The 21413-nt window shown below is 70.0% G+C and carries 19 protein-coding genes; 9 read left to right on the top strand and 10 right to left on the bottom strand.

The window, feature by feature from the left end; all coding sequences use genetic code 11:
* Positions 1 to 116: 116 nt before the first annotated feature.
* The 4 genes from ilvD to OG588_RS28520 form a co-directional block, all read right to left on the bottom strand.
* Positions 117 to 1970 (bottom strand): dihydroxy-acid dehydratase, encoded by a 1854-nt coding sequence (ilvD, locus tag OG588_RS28535; RefSeq protein WP_405949777.1) that lies wholly within the window; start codon positions 1968 to 1970, stop codon positions 117 to 119.
* 158 nt (positions 1971 to 2128) lie between these two features.
* Positions 2129 to 2734 carry a TetR family transcriptional regulator gene (locus OG588_RS28530; protein WP_405949776.1) on the bottom strand — a complete coding sequence of 202 codons (606 nt, stop codon included), beginning with the start codon at positions 2732 to 2734 and terminating at the stop codon, positions 2129 to 2131.
* Positions 2731 to 3555, bottom strand: a complete 825-nt coding sequence (locus tag OG588_RS28525; protein WP_366099711.1) for a sugar phosphate isomerase/epimerase — start codon at positions 3553 to 3555, stop codon at positions 2731 to 2733. The genes OG588_RS28530 and OG588_RS28525 overlap by 4 nt, the downstream gene beginning before the upstream one ends.
* A 653-nt stretch (positions 3556 to 4208) precedes the next feature.
* The gene (locus OG588_RS28520) at positions 4209 to 5162 is read right to left on the bottom strand and encodes a Ppx/GppA family phosphatase (protein WP_405949775.1); all 954 of its coding nucleotides are present in this window, start codon (positions 5160 to 5162) and stop codon (positions 4209 to 4211) included.
* A 138-nt stretch (positions 5163 to 5300) separates the two neighbouring features.
* Between OG588_RS28520 and OG588_RS28515 the strand changes: the two genes are divergently transcribed.
* A complete protein-coding gene (locus tag OG588_RS28515; RefSeq protein WP_405949774.1) occupies positions 5301 to 6170 on the top strand; it encodes a hypothetical protein in 870 nt (289 codons plus the stop codon).
* A 10-nt stretch (positions 6171 to 6180) separates the two neighbouring features.
* On the opposite strand, the gene OG588_RS28510 is transcribed toward OG588_RS28515, so the two are convergent.
* Positions 6181 to 7878 (bottom strand): BACON domain-containing protein, encoded by a 1698-nt coding sequence (locus tag OG588_RS28510; protein WP_405949773.1) that lies wholly within the window; start codon positions 7876 to 7878, stop codon positions 6181 to 6183.
* Between the two features lie 198 nt (positions 7879 to 8076).
* Between OG588_RS28510 and radA the strand changes: the two genes are divergently transcribed.
* Entirely contained in the window at positions 8077 to 9486 is a 1410-nt protein-coding gene (gene radA / locus OG588_RS28505) for a DNA repair protein RadA (RefSeq protein ID WP_266860462.1), read from the top strand.
* An 82-nt stretch (positions 9487 to 9568) separates the two neighbouring features.
* Positions 9569 to 10693, top strand: coding sequence for a DNA integrity scanning diadenylate cyclase DisA (disA, locus tag OG588_RS28500; RefSeq protein ID WP_405949772.1), 1125 nt, complete (start codon positions 9569 to 9571; stop codon positions 10691 to 10693).
* A gap of 12 nt (positions 10694 to 10705) precedes the next feature.
* Here disA and OG588_RS28495 read toward each other — a convergent pair whose 3' ends face one another.
* On the bottom strand, positions 10706 to 11530 hold the full coding sequence (locus OG588_RS28495; RefSeq protein ID WP_405949771.1) for a hypothetical protein: 825 nt from the start codon (positions 11528 to 11530) through the stop codon (positions 10706 to 10708).
* A gap of 290 nt (positions 11531 to 11820) precedes the next feature.
* Here OG588_RS28495 and OG588_RS28490 point away from each other — a divergent pair, with 290 nt between their 5' ends.
* From OG588_RS28490 to cseC, 5 genes are all read left to right on the top strand, one after another.
* Positions 11821 to 12786 (top strand): A/G-specific adenine glycosylase, encoded by a 966-nt coding sequence (locus OG588_RS28490; protein ID WP_405949770.1) that lies wholly within the window; start codon positions 11821 to 11823, stop codon positions 12784 to 12786.
* Between the two features lie 289 nt (positions 12787 to 13075).
* Complete coding sequence (locus OG588_RS28485; RefSeq protein ID WP_019064956.1) at positions 13076 to 13615, top strand: SigE family RNA polymerase sigma factor; 540 nt, start codon at positions 13076 to 13078, stop codon at positions 13613 to 13615.
* 137 nt (positions 13616 to 13752) lie between these two features.
* The gene (locus tag OG588_RS28480) at positions 13753 to 14346 is read left to right on the top strand and encodes a hypothetical protein (protein WP_366098485.1); all 594 of its coding nucleotides are present in this window, start codon (positions 13753 to 13755) and stop codon (positions 14344 to 14346) included.
* A gap of 192 nt (positions 14347 to 14538) precedes the next feature.
* Positions 14539 to 15246 (top strand): two-component system response regulator CseB, encoded by a 708-nt coding sequence (gene cseB, locus OG588_RS28475; RefSeq protein WP_405949769.1) that lies wholly within the window; start codon positions 14539 to 14541, stop codon positions 15244 to 15246.
* Between the two features lie 8 nt (positions 15247 to 15254).
* Complete coding sequence (gene cseC / locus OG588_RS28470) at positions 15255 to 16598, top strand: two-component system sensor histidine kinase CseC (protein WP_405949768.1); 1344 nt, start codon at positions 15255 to 15257, stop codon at positions 16596 to 16598.
* 255 nt (positions 16599 to 16853) lie between these two features.
* Here the strand turns inward: cseC and OG588_RS28465 are convergent, their stop codons facing one another.
* The 4 genes from OG588_RS28465 to OG588_RS28450 all read right to left on the bottom strand — a co-directional run bounded on the left by OG588_RS28465 (position 16854) and on the right by OG588_RS28450 (position 20673).
* Positions 16854 to 17696, bottom strand: a complete 843-nt coding sequence (locus tag OG588_RS28465) for a class I SAM-dependent methyltransferase (RefSeq protein WP_405949767.1) — start codon at positions 17694 to 17696, stop codon at positions 16854 to 16856.
* Positions 17697 to 17719: 23 nt separating this feature from the next.
* Positions 17720 to 18154 carry a VOC family protein gene (locus OG588_RS28460; RefSeq protein ID WP_360079099.1) on the bottom strand — a complete coding sequence of 145 codons (435 nt, stop codon included), beginning with the start codon at positions 18152 to 18154 and terminating at the stop codon, positions 17720 to 17722.
* Positions 18151 to 18618 carry a helix-turn-helix transcriptional regulator gene (locus OG588_RS28455; protein ID WP_405953238.1) on the bottom strand — a complete coding sequence of 156 codons (468 nt, stop codon included), beginning with the start codon at positions 18616 to 18618 and terminating at the stop codon, positions 18151 to 18153. Before OG588_RS28455 ends, OG588_RS28460 begins: the two co-directional genes overlap by 4 nt.
* A gap of 441 nt (positions 18619 to 19059) precedes the next feature.
* Positions 19060 to 20673, bottom strand: coding sequence for an MDR family MFS transporter (locus tag OG588_RS28450; RefSeq protein WP_405949766.1), 1614 nt, complete (start codon positions 20671 to 20673; stop codon positions 19060 to 19062).
* Positions 20674 to 20802: 129 nt separating this feature from the next.
* Between OG588_RS28450 and OG588_RS28445 the strand changes: the two genes are divergently transcribed.
* A complete protein-coding gene (locus tag OG588_RS28445; RefSeq protein ID WP_405953237.1) occupies positions 20803 to 21411 on the top strand; it encodes a TetR/AcrR family transcriptional regulator in 609 nt (202 codons plus the stop codon).
* Positions 21412 to 21413 lie beyond the last annotated feature (2 nt).

Raw genomic sequence — 21413 nt, 5'->3', positions numbered from 1 at the left:
CCGACGGCTGGTAGCCGTAGAAAGGCCGACTCCCGTACGCCCGGGGGCTGGTAGCGGCGGCAAGCGAACGGGCCGCCCCCGTCGCAACGGAAGCGGCCCCCACAACGCGACGGGCCTCAGCCCAGCTTGCTGACGTCCCGCACGGCTCCCCGGTCCGCGCTGGTGGCCATCGCGGCGTACGCGCGCAGCGCCGCCGACACCTTGCGCTCGCGCTGCTTCGGGGCGTAGCGCCCGTCCAGCGCGGCCTCGCGGCGGGCCAACTCGGCGTCGTCGACGAGGAGTTCGATGGTGCGGTTCGGGATGTCGATGCGGATGCGGTCGCCGTTCTCGACGAGGGCGATGGTGCCGCCGGAGGCCGCTTCGGGGGACGCATGGCCGATCGAGAGGCCCGAAGTGCCGCCGGAGAAGCGGCCGTCGGTGATCAGGGCGCAGGTCTTGCCGAGGCCGCGGCCCTTGAGGAAGGACGTCGGGTAGAGCATCTCCTGCATACCGGGGCCGCCCTTGGGGCCCTCGTAGCGGATGACGACGACATCGCCGTGCGTCACCTGTTTGTTGAGGATCTTCTCGACGGCTTCTTCCTGCGACTCGCAGACGACGGCCGGGCCTTCGAACGTCCAGATGGACTCGTCCACGCCTGCCGTCTTCACGACGCAGCCGTCGACCGCCAGGTTTCCCTTGAGGACCGCGAGGCCGCCGTCCTTGGAGTACGCGTGCTCGGCGTCGCGGATGCAGCCCTCGGCCGCGTCCTCGTCCAGCGCCCCCCAGCGCTCGGACTGCGAGAAGGCCTCGGAGGAGCGGACGCAGCCGGGCGCCGCGTGCCACAGTTCCACGGCCTCCGGAGAGGGCGAACCGCCGCGCACGTCCCACGTCTTGAGCCAGTCCGCGAGGGACGGGCTGTGGACGGAGTGGACGTCCTCGTTGAGCAGGCCCGCGCGGTGCAACTCGCCCAGCAGGGCCGGGATTCCGCCCGCGCGGTGCACGTCCTCCATGTAGTACGTGCGGTTCTTCGCGACGTTCGGGGCGACCTTCGCGAGGCACGGCACGCGACGCGAGACCGCGTTGATCTCGTCCAGGCCGAACTGGACGCCCCCCTCCTCCGCCGCGGCGAGGAGGTGCAGGATCGTGTTGGTGGAGCCGCCCATCGCGATGTCGAGTGCCATGGCGTTCTCGAAGGCGGCGAAGGTGGCGACGTTGCGCGGCAGGACCGTCTCGTCGTCCTGCTCGTAGTAGCGGCGGGTGATGTCCATCACCGTGCGGGCCGCGTCCTGGTACAGGCCCTTGCGGGCGGTGTGCGTGGCGAGGACCGAGCCGTTGCCCGGCAGCGACAGGCCGATGGCCTCGGTCAGGCAGTTCATCGAGTTGGCGGTGAACATGCCGGAGCAGGAGCCGCAGGTCGGACAGGCGTTCTCCTCGATGTTGAGGACGTCCGCGTCGGAGATGCTCTCGTTGGCGGCGTCGACCATCGCGTCGATCAGGTCCAGCGTGCGGACCGTGCCGTCCTGCAGCGTGGCGCGCCCGGCCTCCATGGGGCCGCCGGAGACGAAGACCGTCGGGATGTTCAGGCGCAGTGCCGCCATGAGCATGCCGGGCGTGATCTTGTCGCAGTTGGAGATGCAGATCAGGGCGTCGGCGCAGTGCGCCTCGACCATGTACTCAACCGAGTCCGCGATCAGGTCGCGGGAGGGCAGGCTGTAGAGCATGCCGCCGTGGCCCATCGCGATGCCGTCGTCGACCGCGATGGTGTTGAACTCGCGCGGGATGCCGCCGGCCGCGGTGATCGCCTCGCTGACGATCCGGCCGACGGGCTGGAGGTGGGTGTGGCCGGGCACGAACTCCGTGAAGCTGTTCGCCACCGCGATGATCGGCTTCCGGCCGATGTCCGCACCGGGTACACCGGAGGCGCGCATAAGGGCGCGTGCGCCCGCCATGTTGCGGCCGTGGGTGACTGTACGGGACCTCAGCTCGGGCATCGTCGATCGCTCCTTCAGACAGATAGGGCTGCTAACGAGCGTACGCCGGTCATCCAGGGGGCGGACACGGTGTCCGCATCTCGGGACACACGTCTCACACGGGAAGCGTGACGACGGGGCTCAGGAGATCACCGGCTCGGGGATCACCGGCTCGGCGATCACGGCCCGGTCAGATGCCCCTGCACCACCGGCGCGACCCGCGCGATGATCAGCTCCACGTCCGTCGAGGCGAGCGGCTCGACCTTGATCACGTAGCGCAGCATCGCCGTACCGACCAGCTGCGCCGCCGCCAGCTCGGCGCGCAGTTCCGCGTCCGGGAGGTCGAGCTGGGCGGCGACCCGGCCCAGCACCTGGGCGACCACGAGCCGCCGGAAGACGGCCGCGGCGGCTTCGTTGTTGACGGCGGAACGGACGACCGCCAGCAGCGGCTTACGGGTGGCGGGGTTCTCCCAGACGCCGAGGATGAAGCGGGTCAGCCGCTCGCCGACACCGTCCAGCGGCCCGTCGGCCACCGCCGCCGGCGCGTTCGTCGCCGGGGCGAAGGCGACCTCGATGGACGCCTCGAAAACCTGCTCCTTGGTACCGAAGTAGTGGTGCACGAGCGCCGAGTCGACCCCGGCGGCCTTCGCGATCCCCCGCACGGACGTCTTCTCGAAGCCCCGCTCGGAGAACTCCTCCCGGGCCGCGGTCAGGATGCGGTCGCGGGTGTCGGCGGATTCCGTACGAGGGGGTCGGCCCCGGCGCTTGGCGGTGGCGTCGGTCACCGCCGGGGCACCTTCACGGCCGAGGCGAGGTGCAGCCGGGTGAAGGCGAGCGCCTCGGCGAGATCGGCCTCGCGTTCGGCGCTGGACATCGCGCGCCGGGTGTTGACCTCGATGACGACATGGCCGTCGAAGCCGGTCGTCGCGAGCCGCTCCAGCAGTTCGGCGCAGGGCTGGGTGCCGCGGCCCGGGACGAGGTGCTCGTCCTTGTTGGAGCCGTTGCCGTCCGCGAGGTGGACATGGCCGAGCCGGTCGCCCATGCGCTCGATCATCTCGGTCGCGTCGGTGCGGGCGGTCGCGGTGTGGCTGAGGTCGATCGTGAAGTGCCGGTAGTCCTCGTTCGTCACGTCCCAGTCGGGGGCGTAGGCGAGCATCTCGCGGTCGCGGTAGCGCCAGGGGTACATGTTCTCTACGGCGAACCGCACATCCGTCTCGTTCGCCATCCGCCAGATCCCGCTGACGAAGTCCCGCGCGTACTGGCGCTGCCAGCGGAACGGCGGATGCACCACGACCGTGCTCGCGCCGAGCTTCTCCGCGGCGACCTGGGCGCGCTGGAGCTTGATCCACGGGTCGGTCGACCACACCCGCTGCGTGATGAGCAGGCACGGCGCGTGCACGGCGAGGATCGGGACCTGGTGGTAGTCGCTGAGCCGGCGCAGCGCCTCGATGTCCTGGCTGACCGGGTCGGTCCACACCATCACCTCGACGCCGTCGTAACCGAGGCGTGCGGCGATCTCGAAGGCCGTCGCCGTCGACTCCGGATACACGGACGCCGTGGACAGCGCGACCTTCGCATCCGGGATGCGCACGACTGGTTCTGCCACGGAGGACAGACTACGGGGCGGCGCTTTGCGCAGGGGAGCCGGTTGCTGTGCACGCCCTGTGCGGGGTACGGCAACCGGCCATCTCCGACGCGGGGCCGCGTTGTGGCGATACTTCATGCGGGTTCGATACGTCGGGTACGGGGCGGGCGTTCAGTGCGGCTCGGCCGGTGTGCGGCCGCGGGGACCTTCATTGTGCGTCTACGGGTTCTTCGTTCGTGTGCGGCGCCGTTGCCGGGGGCTCTGCCCCCGGACCCCCGATCGGCCCTGAAGGGGCCTCGTCCTCAAACGCCGGACGGGCTGATCAATGCGGGCCGGAGTTGGTAGGTGCTGGACGGGCTGGGCGGTCGGAGTTGCGACCACGCGCGCGTGCGTCACGGCCAGACGCATGTGCATCACCTGGCCAAGCAGACCAAGGCGTCGACCCGCCCCGCACGGACAGCCACGCCGGTGCATCACGACCACGCGCGCGTGCACCCCAACTACACGCTCGCGTCTCCCCTACGGCCACGCACGCACGCCCCGGCGAACAGCCGCCCGCGCCTACGTCACCGCTGCACGCTCACGCCACCGGCAACGCCCACGCGCGCGTGCACCACACCCCCACAGCCACAGCCAGCCACGCGCCCATCCCGCACCGGCACCTACACCCGCGCCTACGCCGACGGCATCTGATCCAGCCCTGACGACATCTGATCCAACTGCCGCAGGATCACGCCCTCGCGCAGTGCCCACGGGCAGACCTCCAGCGTCTCCACGCCGAAGAGATCCATCGCGCCCTCGGCGACCATCGCGCCCGCCAGGAGCTGCTCGGCCCGGCCTTCGGAGACTCCGGGGAGGACGGCGCGCTGGGCGGTGGTCATGCCGGCGAGGCGGGGGACCCAGGCCTCCAGGGACTCGCGCTTCAGCTCGCGTTGGACGTAGAGGCCGTCGGCGGAGCGGGCGGCGCCGGCCAGGCGGGCGAGTTGCTTGAAGGTCTTCGACGTGGCGACGACGTGGTCGGGGGCGCCGAAACGGCTGAACTCGCCCACCGTACGGGCGATCTGGGCGCGCACATGGCGGCGCAGGGCCCTTATCGCGTCCGGTTCCGGCGGGTCGCCGGGGAGCCAGCCGGCGGTGAGGCGGCCCGCGCCGAGGGGCAGCGAGACGGCCGCGTCGGGCTCCTCGTCGATGCCGTAGGCGATCTCCAGGGAGCCGCCGCCGATGTCGAGGACGAGGAGCTTGCCGGCGGACCAGCCGAACCAGCGGCGGACGGCGAGGAAGGTGAGCCGGGCCTCCTCGGCGCCGGTGAGGACCTGGAGTTCGACGCCGGTCTCGGTCTGCACGCGCGCGAGGACGTCGTCGGCGTTGCTGGCCTCGCGGACGGCGGAGGTGGCGAACGGGAGGATCTCCTCGACGCCCTTGTCCTCGGCGGCCTGCAGCGCCTCGTGGACGACGCCGACGAGTTTGTCGACCCCTTCGGGGCCGATCGCCCCGTCCTCGTCGAGGAGTTGGGCAAGGCGGAGCTCCACCTTGTGCGAGTGCGCGGGCAACGGGCGCGCGCCCGGGTGTGCGTCCACCACCAGCAGATGCACCGTGTTCGATCCCACGTCGAGGACACCGAGTCTCATATACGGAACGCTACTGCCACCTGCACGATCCAGAAGGGGCGGGGCGCAGCCCCTCGTTGAGGGGTGGTGGTCGGGTGGCGGGTGGGACGGTCCCCGGAGCGGTGTCTGGGCCCGCCTCCGGCGACTTACCCTGGACGCGTGCCAAAGACGAAAAAGGCGAAGACCGACAAGGCGGCCAAATCACCCGGCGATTCTTCGCCGGTGACGTCGGCCAAGTCCCCGAAGCCCCCGAAGCCGTCGACGAAGAAGGCCCTGAAAGCCGACGAGAAGGGGCTCGACTTCGCGCGCGCGTGGGTGGAGTTCCCGGATCCGGCGGACGAGGAGCAGCTCTTCCGCTGCGATCTGACATGGCTGACCTCTCGCTGGAACTGCATCTTCGGAAGCGGCTGCCAGGGCATCCAGGCGGGCCGCGCGGACGACGGCTGCTGCACCCTGGGCGCGCACTTCTCGGACAAGGACGACGAGAAACGGGTCGCCGGGCATGTGGCGAGGCTCACGCCCGACATCTGGCAGCACCACGACGAGGGCGTGGAGAACGGCTGGACCTCGGAGGACGAGGACGGCGACCGCCAGACCCGCCCCTACAAGGGCTCGTGCATCTTCCAGAACCGCCCCGGTTTCGCCGGCGGCGCGGGCTGCTCGCTGCACATCCTGGCCGTCAAGGAGGGCCGCGAGCCCCTGGAAACCAAGCCGGACGTCTGCTGGCAGCTGCCGGTGCGACGGACGTACGAGTGGATCGACCGCCCGGACGACACGCGTGTGCTCCAGGTGTCGATCGGCGAGTACGACCGCAGGGGCTGGGGTTCCGGCGGCCACGACCTGCACTGGTGGTGCACGTCGGCGACCTCGGCGCACGGCGCGGGCGACCCGGTCTATGTGTCCTACGGCCCGGAGCTGACCGAACTGATGGGCAAGGCCGGCTACGACCGCCTGGTCGAACTGTGCGAACAGCGCCTCGCCTCGCAACTCCCGCTGCTGGCACCGCATCCGGCGGACCCGGTCGCCTGAGGGACCGCGACTAGGACGAGCTCGGGTCGCCGTCTTCGGGCGGCGGCGTCGAGCCCCCCGGGTCGGCGGAGGACGAGTCCGTCGCGGTCGGTGTCGGGGTCGGGTCGGCGGACGTGGGCGGCGGGTCGCTGGGCGTGGGGTCGGTCGGTGCCGTGCTCGTGGGCGTCGGATCCGGGCTCGACGAGGGCGGGTCGCCGGGATCGGTGGGGTGTGTGGGGTTGCCGGGGTCGGTCGGGGCGGGTGCGGTGCCGTAGCCCTCGATCGAGACGATGGCCCCGGCCGGTGAGACGGCCACGCGCGCGGTCCAGTGGCCGGAGGGCTCGCGCAGATGGTCGACGTACACCTTGATCGTCAACGATTCGCCCGGTGCCAGGGTTCCCGAGGACTGGCTGAGGTAGAGCCAGGGCGCCGCGGTGGTCGCGGACCAGCGGACCGGGGCCGAGCCGGACGCGGTGAGGGTGATGAGCGTGGTGTCGCTGCTGTTGGCGGCCGAGACGGCGAGCTGCCCGGCGCCCTTCTGACCGGCGCCGGTGACGCTGATGACCTCTACGGAGACATCGTTTTTGCCGTTCTTGCCGGGCCGCGGGCTCGTGCCGGCGTTCCCGGTGTTCTCGTAGCCGCCGCTCGCGACCGCGCCCTCCAGGGCGTCGGGGCCGTGCTGCTCGCTGGCTGTGGCGGCCCGGCCGTCGGCACCCTCGCCGGTCGGCGTACCCCGGTAGGCGGCCCACAGGGCGAGGACGGGCGCCGCGATGACGGTGGCGACGACGGTCGTCGTGACGGCACGCGCGCGGAGGCGGTCTCTTCGGGCGGCGCGGTCCTTGGGGTCCATCGGGAAACCGCGCCGGTCGAAGCGGGGTGCGGCGGCGCCACGCGCGCGTGGGAGGTGCGCCATGGCGACATGCAGGGCCGCGCGGGGCGCCTCCAGAACGGGCAGTTCGGCAGGCGTGACACTCGCGCCGGGCCAACTGCCAGGCACCGCGCGCTCGGCGGTACGACGGCAGTGCGGGCAGTCGTCGACGTGCCGGACGAGTTCGCGGCGCAGGGCGCTGCTCAGCACCAGCTGATGGTCACCGGTGAGACGGGCGACGCTCGGGCAGCTCCCGGTCTCGACGACGGCGAGGGCGGCACGCGTGCGTTCCACCTCACAGGCCGCGGCCGCCAGCAGCTCCCGTGCTGTGGCGAGGTCCATGCCGAGAACGGCGGCGACCTCGTGGGCGGCGAGCCGGTGGCGCACGGCGAGTTCGAGCGCCTCGCGCTGCTCCGGGGTGGTCCCGGCGGCCTCCGGCCAGGCGAGCAGGGCGAGTTCACGCCGCCGCTGCTCACGCACCTCCTCGGAGAGGGCCGGTTCCTCCACCTCGCTGCGCCCCACCGCGTGCGTTCCCTGACGTTTCTGCTTGGCCTCGGCCAGCTTGCGCAGACACGCCCAGCGGGCCAGCGCGTACAGCCAGGCCCGACGGTCACCGGCCGTCTCCGGCACACGCGCGCCCCGGCGTTCGGCCAGCGCCAGCACGTCCCCCAGGGCGGCGGTCGCGGTGTCGTGGTCGCAGAGCACGGAGAGGCAGTACGTGAACAGGCCGTCCAGATACGGCTCGTAGCGCGCGGGCGGGCGCTGCGCCAGCGTGCGCGCCGCAGCGCGGTCACGCGCCTCCCGATGCGCCCGGTGTGCGCCGGTGGTGCGGGTCGAGGTCTCCGGACTGCTGCTCATCACCCGTGCGACCGTAGGCGGCGGGCCATGCCCCCTTCCGCCCCCTTGAGCACTTTTAATCCGTACGGGTGAAACGATCCCTCAAAAGGGGACAGGCACCCTGACCTCCATGACTCGTTCTCGACGGACAGTGGCCGGATACCGAAGAGGCACGCCCCGACCGCCGACCGCGTTGTCAGTGGCGGCGGTTACGGTTCACGCATGGCTGCCCGTACGAAGACCACCAAGGACCGACCGTCCTACCGCTGCACCGAGTGCGGCTGGCAGACGGCCAAGTGGCTGGGCCGCTGCTCCGAGTGCCAGGCATGGGGCACGGTCGAGGAGTACGGCGCGCCCGCGGTCCGTACGACGGCACCCGGCCGCGTCACCACCTCGGCCGTCCCCATCGGCCAGGTCGACGGCCGCACGGCCACCGCCCGCTCGACCGGCGTCCCCGAGCTGGACCGGGTCCTCGGCGGCGGCCTGGTCCCCGGAGCGGTCGTCCTGGTCGCGGGCGAACCGGGCGTGGGCAAGTCGACCCTGCTCCTCGACGTAGCGGCGAAGTCCGCAAGCGAGGAGCACCGCACGCTCTACGTGACAGGCGAGGAGTCGGCGAGCCAGGTCCGCCTGCGCGCCGACCGCATCAAGGCGATCGACGACAACCTCTACCTCGCCGCCGAGACCGATCTGGCCACGATTCTGGGCCACTTGGACGCGGTGAAGCCCTCCCTCCTGATCCTGGACTCCGTCCAGACGGTGGCCTCCCCGGAGATCGACGGCGCCCCAGGCGGCATGGCCCAGGTCCGCGAGGTGGCCGGCGCCCTGATCCGCGCCTCCAAGGAGCGCGGCATGTCCACCCTCCTGGTAGGCCACGTCACCAAGGACGGGGCAATCGCGGGCCCCCGCCTCCTCGAACACCTAGTGGACGTAGTCCTGTCCTTCGAGGGCGACCGCCACGCCCGCCTGCGCCTCGTACGGGGCGTCAAGAACCGCTACGGCACGACGGACGAGGTCGGCTGCTTCGAGCTGCACGACGAGGGCATCACGGGCCTGGCCGACCCGAGCGGCCTGTTCCTGACCCGCCGCGCGGAGCCGGTCCCGGGCACCTGCCTGACCGTCACCCTGGAGGGCCGCCGCCCCTTGGTCGCCGAGGTCCAGGCGCTCACGGTGGACTCCCAGATCCCCTCCCCCCGCCGCACCACTTCGGGCCTGGAGACGTCCCGGGTCTCGATGATGCTCGCGGTCCTGGAACAGCGGGGCCGCATCAGCGCCCTGGGCAAACGGGACATCTACTCGGCGACGGTGGGCGGAGTGAAACTCTCCGAACCGGCGGCAGATCTGGCCATCGCCCTCGCCCTGGCCTCCGCGGCGAGCGACACTCCCCTCCCCAAGAACCTGGTGGCGATCGGCGAAGTAGGCCTCGCAGGCGAGGTCAGAAGGGTCACGGGCGTCCAGCGCAGACTCTCCGAAGCACACCGTCTGGGCTTCACCCACGCCCTCGTTCCGAGCGACCCGGGCAAGATCCCCGCAGGCATGAAGGTCATCGAAGTAGCCGACATAGGAGACGCTCTCCGGGTCCTTCCAAGGTCCCGTAAGCGAGAGGCCCCGCGGGACGACGAGGACCGCCGGTAGACTTTGCCCTGGTCTCGCCCGTCCGTATGAACCACGTACGCGAAACGGGAGCACCAGAAAAACCTGCGACCCGAGGAGTGCAGTGGCAGCCAACGACCGGGCGTCAGCTCCCGGAAAGTCCGGCGGGAGCTCCGGTGCCGATGGCCTGATGCGCGCCTCACTGAGCGCCGTGGCACCCGGCACGGCCCTGCGCGACGGCCTGGAGCGAATCCTCCGCGGCAACACGGGCGGACTCATCGTGCTCGGTTCCGACAAGACCGTAGAAGCGATGTGCACAGGCGGTTTCATCCTGGACGTGGAGTTCACGGCCACGCGCCTACGAGAACTCTGCAAACTGGACGGCGGCATCGTAGTCTCGTCCGACCTCTCCAAGATCCTCCGCGCGGGCGTCCAACTGGTCCCCGACCCGAACATCCCCACCGAAGAGACAGGCACCCGCCACCGCACGGCGGACCGAGTGAGCAAACAGGTCGCCTTCCCCGTGCTCTCCGTCTCCCAATCCATGCGCCTGATCGCCCTCTACGTAGACGGCCAACGCCGCGTCCTGGAGGACTCGGCGGCAATCCTGTCCCGCGCCAACCAGGCCCTGGCCACCCTGGAGCGCTACAAGCTCCGCCTGGACGAGGTGGCGGGAACACTGTCGGCCCTGGAGATCGAGGACCTGGTGACGGTCCGAGACGTCTCGGCAGTGGTCCAGCGCCTGGAAATGGTCCGCCTGATCGCCACCGAGATCGCGGAGTACGTACTCGAACTGGGCACGGACGGCCGCCTACTCGCCCTCCAACTGGAGGAGTTGATCGCAGGCGTGGACCCGGAACGCGAACTAGTAGTACGCGACTACGTCCCCGAGCCCACGGCCAAACGCTCCCGCACGGTCAACGAGGCACTGGCCGAACTCGACGCCCTCTCCCACGCCGAGCTCCTCGAACTCCCCACCGTGGCCCGTGCGTTGGGCTACACCGGCTCCCCCGAGGCTCTCGACTCGGCGGTCTCCCCCCGAGGCTTCCGCCTCCTGGCCAAGGTCCCGCGCCTCCCCGGCGCGATCATCGACCGCCTGGTGGAGCACTTCGGCGGCCTCCAGAAACTCCTGGCGGCAAGCGTCGACGACCTACAGACGGTCGACGGCGTAGGCGAGGCAAGGGCAAGAAGCGTCCGAGAGGGCCTCTCCCGCCTGGCGGAATCGTCCATCCTGGAACGCTACGTATAACCCGACGTCAGGTCAGTCACTCGCCAGCACGAACGAGATCTGCGCCTTGGCGAACCCGGAGGCCTGCGCCTCCACCAGATAGGTCCCGGCCCCGGCCGACCCGGCGGCCGGAGTCGCACACTCGGGCGCACTCGGCTTGCGGTCCCACTTCAGGGTGTACGTCACGCTGCTCCCGGCGGACACCCGGTAGAAGACACTCCCGGAGCCCTTGGGGCAGTCGGCGGACGACCAGAAATCAGCGCTGCCCCCCGCCTCCGTAATCGTCAACACCGCACTCTTGGGCCCGAGATCGACCTTGCAGTCACTGCCGGAGGAGTTCTTGGCGGTGAGCACAAAAGTAGGAGTCTGATCCGGCGAGTACGAGTTGTGCAGACTCCGCAGACTCAACTGCACAGCGCCGGCAGTGCAGTTGGGAAGCGTGGAGTCGGCAGGAACCGTAGTCCCCGTACTGCTACCGCCGTTACTACCGCCACCGGACCCACCCGCCCCGGAACCCCCACCACTCGCCCCAGTCGCCCCACTCGCGCCACCCGACGACGCACCCGAGCCACTCGATCCACCCGCACCGCTCGAACTACTCGAGCCGCTCGACTCATCGCGGCCGCCGGGGTGTTGACTGATGGCGGGACCCGATCCCGACGGCCCGGCAGTGATCGTAGGAGCCGGAGTCTTACCGTTCTTGGCCCCATCGGCACCGTTCTTGCCGCCCCCGCCACCGGAGTTGACGATCCAGGTGATCAGCAGCGCCAACAAGGCGACCACGGACACCATGAGGACCCTCCGTCGCCAATAGATGGAGGAGGGAAGCGGCCCGACCGGATTGCGCAGTGATCCCACGGCGCAAACTGTACGAGAGATCGGCGAGTTACCTCGCCCCACCCGCCGCCCCAGCCCCAACTTTTCCGGATCATCATCCCGGTAACCCCGCCTGGAATGGCCCGGGATGGACCACAGGCCCGCAGCCGCCGACGAACGGGAGCGGGTCGTGGCGGTACGGCGCAGCCCGCCGCGTACCCGGCACCAACCCGTTCAACTCTGACAACACCAGAGGGGCCCGACCAGCGGCGGGCTCGCCGTACCGCCACGACCCCGACCCACCCACCAACCGTGGCAGGATCGAACCCGCCATGACTGCGCCCACGAACCCCCCGCACACCACAGCCGCGACGTCCGCCACATCCACGACGTCCACGACACCCGCCACCTCACCCGATGGAGCCCGCCTCCACACCCCGGTCATCGACTGGTTCGAGGACAACGCCCGCGACCTCCCCTGGCGCCACCCCGACGCCGGCCCCTGGGCCGTGATGGTCAGCGAGTTCATGCTCCAGCAGACCCCGGTCAACCGCGTCCTCCCGGTCTACGAACAGTGGCTCGCCCGCTGGCCCCGCCCCGCCGACCTCGCCAAGGACGCCCCCGGCGAAGCCGTCCGCGCCTGGGGCCGCCTCGGCTACCCCCGCCGCGCCCTGCGCCTCCACGGCGCCGCCACCGCCATAACGGAACGCCACGGCGGCGACGTCCCCACCGACCACGCCCAACTCCTCGCGCTCCCCGGCATCGGCGAATACACCGCAGCCGCAGTCGCGTCCTTCGCCTACGGCCAGCGCCACGCCGTACTGGACACCAACGTCCGCCGAGTCTTCGCGCGCGCGGTCACCGGCACCCAGTACCCCCCGAACGCAACGACAGCCGCCGAACGCAAGCTGGCCCGCGCGCTCCTCCCCCAGGACGACGACACCGCAGCCCGCTGGGCCGCCGCGTCCATGGAACTCGGCGCACTCGTCTGCACCGCGAAGAACGAGACGTGCCACCGCTGCCCCATCTCCGCCCAGTGCGCGTGGAACCTCGCCGGCAAGCCGGACCACGAGGGCCCGGCCCGCAAAGGCCAGACATACGCGGGCACGGACCGTCAGGTCCGCGGCAAGCTCCTCGCCGTACTCCGCGAAACGCACACCCCCGTCCCCCAGTCCGCACTCGACCGGGTGTGGCACGAGCCGGTGCAACGGGCCAGGGCACTGGACGGCCTGGTGTCCGACGGCCTGGTCGAACCCCTCCCCGACGGCATGTACCGACTCCCCGCGACCCGCACCTGACACACGGTCATTTCACAGACAAAGGCCCGCCCCACAGGAAACTCCTCGCTCCCGCAACACTCCCGCCAAGCCCAAATCACCCCACACCCACCCCAAACGCCCCACCCCCTTACCCCCAACCTACTTCCGTTACACAACCGACGGACAGCCGAGCGCTCTCCGCAGGCTGCTCCGCACAGTGCCGTGACAACCCCTCCGTAACTTCATTTGCGTACCGCAGACCGGCGGGACAGCAGCAGAGGACAACCGGCAGCAGGCAGGTCGGAAACGGGGATGGAGGCGGTTGATCATGGCGCAGGGCGAGGTGCTCGAATTCGAGGAGTACGTCCGCACCCGACAGGACGCGCTGCTGCGCAGCGCCCGCCGATTGGTGCCGGACCCGGTCGACGCCCAGGACCTGCTCCAGACGGCGCTGGTACGGACGTACGGCCGCTGGGAGACCATCGAGGACAAGCGCCTCGCGGACGCGTACCTGCGCCGCGTCATGATCAACACGCGTACCGAGTGGTGGCGGGCCCGCAAGCTCGAAGAGGTCCCCACCGAGCAGCTGCCGGACGCGAGCGTCGACGACGCGACCGAGCAGCACGCGGACCGGGCGCTTCTTATGGACATCATGAAAGTTCTCGCACCGAAACAGCGCAGTGTTGTCGTCCTGCGACACTGGGAGCAGATGTCCACCGAAGAGACGGCCGCCGCCCTGGGCATGTCGGCCGGTACGGTCAAGAGCACGCTGCACCGGGCGCTCGCCCGGCTCCGGGAGGAGCTGGAGGCCCGCGACCTGGACGCACGCGCGCTGGAGCGTGAGGAGCGGGAGCGTTGCGCGGCCTGAGCGACGACACCCCTGGTTCCGGCCCGAGTCACGACCCCACGGGGTCGGGCCCGAGTCGGCGCCCCACGGGGTCCGGCCCGAGGGACCCCCTCGGGCCCGGAAGGGTGCGCGGAACCTTGGAGGCGGCGTTCACGGCGATGGTCGTGCTCGCGGCCCTCGCCCTTTTGGTGTCGGGCTGCGCCACGGGCGGCACCGGCGCGCGTGACGAGGGCCCGGCGCACTCCGACTCGGTGGCGGGCGTCGCGGAGGCCAAGTCCCCCTCGCCCTCCGCGACCGTCGACGACCACGTGGACGCGGTCAAACTCGTCATGAACGACCCGAAGGTCTCGTCGGCGGTCAAACACGAGCTGAAGCCCTGCGTGGCCGACGAGTACGCGGTCGACGTGTCGTACGGCATGCTGACCGGCGGCACCGCGAACGACGTCGTCGTCAACGTGATGACCTGCGGCGATGCGGTGGGGATCGGCTCGTACGTGTATCGCGCGACGGGTGGGACGTACGAGAATGTGTTCAAGGCCGAGGAACCCCCGGTCTACGCCGAGATAGACCGCGGCGATCTGGTCGTCACCAAGCAGGTGTACGAGAAGGGCGACCCGGTGTCGAGTCCCTCCGGGGAGAACGTGATCACGTACCGCTGGACGTCGGGCCGTTTCGTCCAGGAGTACAGCACCCACAACGAGTACAGCAACGCGGTCGGAGGCGACGCGTCGCCCGCCCCGAGCAAGAACTGATCCGGACCGGATCCGAACCGGATCAAACCCGAGCCGGACCAGAACCGAACCGATCGCAATCGAACCGGTCGGAACCGAACCAGCCGAATCTGAACCGATCGGACGGCCCGATCCGATCCATCAGTGAACGCGGACGCCGCTTCGGGCGTCCCATGCTTGAGAACGACCCACACGAGGACTGAGAGCACCGGGATGGCAGACCAGACCCACGTCCTGTTCGTCGAGGACGACGACGTCATCCGTGAGGCCACCCAACTCGCCCTGGAGCGGGACGGCTTCGCGGTCACGGCGATGCCCGACGGGCTGTCGGGCCTGGAGGCGTTCCGGGCGAACCGCCCCGACATCGCACTCCTCGACGTCATGGTCCCCGGCCTGGACGGCGTGAGCCTGTGCCGCCGTATCCGGGACGACTCGACGGTCCCGGTGATCATGCTGTCGGCGCGCGCGGACTCGATCGACGTCGTCCTCGGCCTGGAAGCGGGCGCCGACGACTACGTCACGAAGCCCTTCGACGGCGCCGTCCTGGTCGCCCGCATCCGCGCGGTCCTGCGCCGCTTCGGACACGCGAGCGGCAGCGACCGTACGACGGACACGGAGTCGGCCCCGGAAGGCGGCGGAGTGCTCACCTTCGGCGATCTGGAGATCGACACCGAGGGCATGGAGGTGCGCCGGGCCGGGCAGCCGGTGGCGCTGACGCCGACCGAGATGCGGCTGCTCCTCGAATTCTCCTCGGCGCCGGGCACGGTGCTGTCCCGCGACAAGCTCCTGGAGCGGGTGTGGGACTACGGCTGGGGCGGTGACACCCGGGTCGTGGACGTCCATGTGCAGCGGCTGCGCACGAAGATCGGCCAGGACCGGATCGAGACGGTCCGCGGCTTCGGCTACAAGTTGAAGGCCTGAGCAGGGGTATGCGGGGGAATTCACGGCGCAGGGTCCCGTCCTTCCTGGACAGAGCGGGCATCCGTACAGGCCTGAGATGGAAGCTCAGCGCGGCCATCGCGCTGGTCGGCACGCTGGTCGCGATCGCGCTCAGCCTGGTCGTGCACAACGCGGCCCGGGTCTCGATGCTGGACAACGCGCGCGACCTCGCGGACGAGCGCGTCCAGATCGCCCAGCGCAACTACGAGCTGTCCGGGCGGCCGAACTTCCCCAGCATCAAGATCAACGACCCGAGCCTGCCGACGGCGCTGCGCGAGAAGGTCGAGGAGGGCCGCCGGGCGACGTACGTCACCGACCGGCCGCACGGGGTGCCGGACATCTGGGCGGCCGTACCGCTCAAGGACGGCCGGGTGCTGTCCCTGCACACCGGGTTCACCGACCGCAGCACCGACATCCTCAAGGATCTCGACCAGGCCCTGGTGATCGGCTCGATCGCGGCCGTGCTCGGCGGCAGCGCGCTCGGTGTCCTGATCGGCGGCCAGCTCTCGCGCCGGCTGCGCAAGGCGGCGGCCGCGGCGAACCAGGTCGCCAAGGGCGAGACGGACGTACGGGTGCGGGACGCGATCGGCGGGGTCGTACGGGACGAGACCGACGACCTCGCGCGCGCGGTGGACGCGATGACGGACGCGCTGCAACAACGCCTCGACGCGGAACGAAGGGTCACGGCGGACATCGCGCACGAGCTGCGCACCCCGGTGACGGGCCTACTGACGGCGGCCGAACTGCTCCCGCCCGGCCGCCCCACCGAGTTGGTCCTGGACCGCGCGAAGGCGATGCGCACGCTCGTCGAGGACGTGCTGGAGGTCGCCCGGCTCGACGGGGCGTCCGAGCGGGCCGAGTTGCAGGACCTGATGCTGGGCGAGTTCGTGAGCCGCCGGGTGCTCGCGAAGGACCCGGACGCGATGGTGCACGTCGTGCACGAGTCGGTAGTCACCACAGACCCGCGCCGCCTGGAACGCGTCCTGTTCAACCTCCTCGCCAACGCGGCCCGGCACGGCAAGCCGCCGATCGAGGTCTCCGTCGAGGGCCGGGTCATCCGGGTCCGCGACCACGGCCCCGGCTTCCCCGAGGAACTGCTCGCGGAGGGCCCGAGCCGCTTCCGCACCGGCAGCAAGGACCGCGCGGGCCACGGCCACGGCCTCGGCCTGACCATCGCGGCCGGCCAGGCCCGTGTCCTCGGCGCCCGCCTGACCTTCCGCAACGTCCGCCCCGCGGGCGCACCGGACCACATCCCTGCGGAGGGCGCGGTGGCGGTGCTGTGGCTGCCGGAACATGCACCGACGAGTACGGGGAGTTATCCGATGCTGCCGTAGCCTCCGGCGGTTGACCGGGGATGTCCGGTACCGGTGTGGCTATCGGCGGCTGGGCGATGCTGCGGTAGCCGTTCGGGAGGGTGTCGGCACCGCCGGGACTCAGAACGGGACGGATCGGATCGGAGCCGCGGGGACTCGGAGCAGGACTGAACCGTCAATACGGCGGCGGGACGGAACCGTCGACGAGGGACGGGCGCGGGTCGGAGCCCTCAGGCGCGCTCCCCGCCAGCAGGGCCACCAGACCACCGCTCCCTCTCACACGCTCCCCACCATGACCTCCTCCCCCCGAGACGGCGCAGCCCCGCCCTCCCGACCCCCGAAGTACCTCTCCGCAAGCTCCACGGCAGCCACATGCCGCACCTCCCGGAACCCGCACGCGCGCCCCAGCGCCAGCATCTGTTCCGGGGTGAAGAAGCTCAGGAACGGTGTGCCGGCGGCACGAGCGCCCCGCACCGCCACCTCCAACTGCGCGCGCTGCTCCGGCTCCACGTCGTCCACGGGTCGTAGGAACGTGGTGACCAGGGTGGAGCCCGGGGCGAGTCCGGCGACCCGGCGGAACATGGCGGTGATCGCGTCCAGGGTGAGGTACATGGTCACGCCGGTCGCGGCCACGACAGCAGGCCGCCCGGGATCGAGCCCGGCGGCGACCAGCTGCCCCCACCAGTCCCCTTCGAAGTCGACCGGCACGAACCGCAACCAGTCCGGGAGGTCATACCCGAGCTCCGCCAGCCGCCGCCGCTTCCAGACCTGAGTGCCGGGCTGCTCAACCTCGAACACCCTTAGTCTCGCGCCGAGTTCGGGCCGCCGCTGAGCGAAGGTGTCAAGACCGGCGCCAAGGATGACGTACTGCTCCACCCCCTCCCCAGCCTGCTCCTCCACCACGTCCTCAACAAAGCGGGCCCGCGCGACGATCGACGCACGAATCCGCCGCGTGGCCTCGACGTCCATGTCAGGACGCTCACGCCACTCCTCCCCCGGGTCGGCGAGCCGCAGCCCGACCTCGTCCTCGATGACGTGCGGCGCCGGATCGGCCTGGACGTGCAGGGCCCGCCACAGTGCGACCCGCACGGCCGTGTGATCCGGCTCGACCTCAGCCACAGCCTGCTCCCGGCCCCTCCGGCTCATCCGAAGTCCTTCGAGAGGTCCAGTTCCACGCTGCGCTCGGTCAGCGAGTACCAATTGCCGCTGTCGTCACGGAAGATCGCCTCGATGCCGTACGGCCGCTCGGTCGGCTCCTGCAGGAACTCGACCCCGCGTGCCTTGAAACTCGCGTGATCACCGCGACAGTCATCGGTGGTGAACGCCCCGGCACCCAACACACCCTTGCTGACCAGCTTCTTCAACGCCTCGGCGGACTCGGGGTCGAGACCCGGGCCGTCCAGGCTCATCAGCGTGAGCGCGAGGCCGGGCTGGTTCTTGGCGCCGACGGTGACCCACCGCATGTCGCCCATCGAGATCTCGTCGCGGACCTCGAAGTCGAGTTTCTCGGTGAAGAAGGCCTTGGTGCGCTGCTGGTCGAAGGTCCACACGGTGGCGATACCCAAGCCTTGGATCATGACTCCGCACTCCTGTCGGGTGAGGCTGCTTCCTGTTGGCCACCGTAAGCAGGGCGCCCGGCGCGACGCTTCTTCAAAGTTGCGGTGGGGAAACCACCGGCCCAGAGCATCGCGTAGCACCCGGGAATGAGCGCGGCCCCACGTCCCACATGCTTGGCCCGGTACTCGCTCGGCGTCAGCCCGGTCCGCGCCTTGAACCCCGCCGAGAAACTCCCGAGGCTGCTGAACCCGACCAGATGGCAGATCTCCGTCACCGAGAGATCGGCGCTACGGAGCATCTCCTCGGCCCGCTCGATCCGCCGATGCGTCAGATACTGCCCCGGCGTCTCGCCGTACGCCTCCTTGAAGGCCCGGATGAAGTGGTACCGCGAATACCCGGCATGCGCGGCCACCACCCCCAGATCGAGCTCCGGCTCGGCCCAGTCACGATCCATGGCGTCCTTGCCAAGCCGCAACTGCCGCATTTTGTCCATACAACCGATGGTGGCACGCCCCACTGACATCGACACTGGTCGATCATCGCCCCGTCCAGCGTTTGACGACGAGGCCCCTCCAGAGCCGATCGGGACCCGAGGCCAGAGCCCCCACAGACCCGCAGCCGCCAACGAGACGGGAGCGGGTCGTGGCGGTACGGCGCAGCCCGCCGCGTACCCGGCACCAACCCGTCCAACCCTGACAACACCAGAGGGGCCCGACCAGCGGCGGGCTCGCCGTACCGCCACGACCCCGACCCACCCCCACACCCCCTGCGGGCGCCCACCCACACACCTGCACGCCCACCCACCACCAGCCGGCACCCACCCCCACACCTGCACGCCCACCCGCACCCGCACCCGCACCCGCACACAAAGAAGGCCCCCCGGGGCGGACACCAACCGGGGGACCTTCAGCTCACTGTCGGCGCATCACACGACCTCGACGATCGACGTCGGCGCCACCGCTTCCGCGCCCTCGCCCTCGCCCGAACCCTCAGCCTTAGGCCCCGCCCCCTTCAGCGGAACCTCCTTCACGAACACCGAAGCCACCACCGCGACCACAGACACCACCGCCCCCAACAGGAACGCGGAGTGGACACCCGCAGACACCGCATGCTGATACGCCTCACGCGCAACCGCCGGCAACTTCGCCAGACTCGCCGCGTTCAGCGTCGCGGACTGCTCGGTCACCTTGGACCCCAACGCCCCGGCCCGCTCGGCCATGACGTCCTGCACCCGGTTGTTGAACAGCGCCCCCATGATGGCGACACCGAACGACGAACCAAGCGTCCGGGACAACGTGCTCGTAGAGGAAGCGACCCCCATGTCCTTCATCTGCACACTGTTCTGCGCGACCAGCATGGTGATCTGCATCAGACAGCCCATACCGAGCCCGACGACGGCCATGAACACACCGGACATGAACCGAGTCGTATCGGTGTCCATGGTCGACAGCAGATACAGCCCGACCACCATCAGCACACTGCCGACGACCGGAAACACCTTGTACCTACCGGTGTTGGTGGTCACCCGCCCCGCGACCATCGAGGTCACGAGCATCGCCCCGAGCATCGGCAGCAACAGCAACCCGGAGTTCGTAGCGGACGCGCCCTGCACGGACTGCTGGTACAGCGGCAGGAACAGCGTCGCACCGAACATCACGAACCCGGTGATGAACCCGATGATCGCCATCAGCGTGAAGTTCCGGCTGCGGAAGATGTGCAGCGGTACGACCGGCTCGGCCGCCTTGGTCTGCCAGAACACGAACCCGACGAGCGAGGCCACACCGAGCCCGATCAGTTCCATGATCCGCGCGGACGTCCAGTCGTACTGCGAACCGCCCCACGTGGTGACGAGCACGATCGACGTGATGCCGACGGTCAGCAGCCCCGCACCCAGGTAGTCGATCCGCGCCTGCGACCGCTTCTTCGGGAGGTGCAGTACGACACTGATCGCGGCGAGCGCGACGACGCCGAGCGGCAGGTTGATGTAGAAGGACCAGCGCCAGCCCCAGTTGTCGGTGATGGTGCCGCCGACCAGCGGTCCGCCGATCATCGCGAGCGCCATGACGCCGGCCATCATGCCCTGGTACTTGCCCCGCTCACGCGGCGGGATGAGGTCGCCGATGATCGCCATGACGCCGACCATCAGACCACCGGCGCCGAGACCCTGGATGGCCCGGAACCCGATCAACTGCCCCATGTCCTGCGCCATGCCGCTCAGCGCGGAACCGGCGAGGAAGATCACGATCGAGGTCATGAAGGCGCCCTTGCGCCCGTACATGTCACCGAGCTTGCCCCACAGGGGCGTGGAGCTGGCCGTGGCGAGCGTGTAAGCCGTGACGACCCACGACAGATGCTCAAGCCCACCCAGCTCACCGACGATCGTCGGCATGGCAGTGCCCACGATCATGTTGTCGAGCATCGCGAGCATCATCGTGATCATCAGCGCGAGCAGAACGACCCGCACGCTCTTCGGCTGTTTACCGTCCGCCTCCGGCCCGGGCGCCCCTGGCCCGGCCTCGACCGTCTGTGTGTCCGCCATCTTTCCCACTCCCCTTGATACCGCCACCGTCCGGCTACTTACTTGCCGCCCGGCTAGTTGACTACACTCAGGGGAAAGTAGACCCGTAACTAGCCGGGCGTCAAGTAAGTTTGCTGGAGCATGAGACGAATGGGCGGCACCATGGACGGCACCAAGCGGCAGCGTCGCGGAGACACCCGCCAGCGCATCCAGGACGTGGCGCTCGAACTCTTCGCCGAGCAGGGCTACGAGAAGACCTCGCTCCGCGAGATCGCCGAGCACCTGGACGTCACGAAGGCGGCGCTCTACTACCACTTCAAGACCAAGGAAGAGATCCTCGTCGGCATCTTCGAGGACCTGACCCGGCCGATCGAGGAACTGATCGAGTGGGGCCGCGGCCAGCCGCACACCCTGGCGACCAAGCAGGAGATCGTACGGCGCTACAGCGACGCGCTCGACGGCGCGACCCCGCTGTTCCGCTTCATGCAGGAGAACCAGGCGACGGTACGGGACCTGCGCATCGGCGAGCGCTTCAAGGAGCGGATGCGCGGCCTCCGGGAGATCATGATCGACCCCGAGGCGAGCCTGGTCGACCAGGTGCGCTCGCTCAGCGCGATCTTCACGCTGCACGCCGGCATGTTCGCCGTGCACGACCTCGAAGGCGACCCCGAGGAGAAGCACAAGGCCGTCCTGGAGGTCGCCACCGACATGATCACGCAGGCCCACGCGGGCACGAAGCCCGCCCAGGACGGGTCCTAGAC

Origin of the sequence: Streptomyces prunicolor (genome assembly GCF_045162825.1) — a bacterium.
Classification (GTDB): Bacteria; Actinomycetota; Actinomycetes; order Streptomycetales; family Streptomycetaceae; genus Streptomyces; species Streptomyces prunicolor.
The sequence above is the reverse complement of the archived record's forward strand: the minus strand, read 5'-3'. Positions and strand labels throughout refer to the sequence as shown.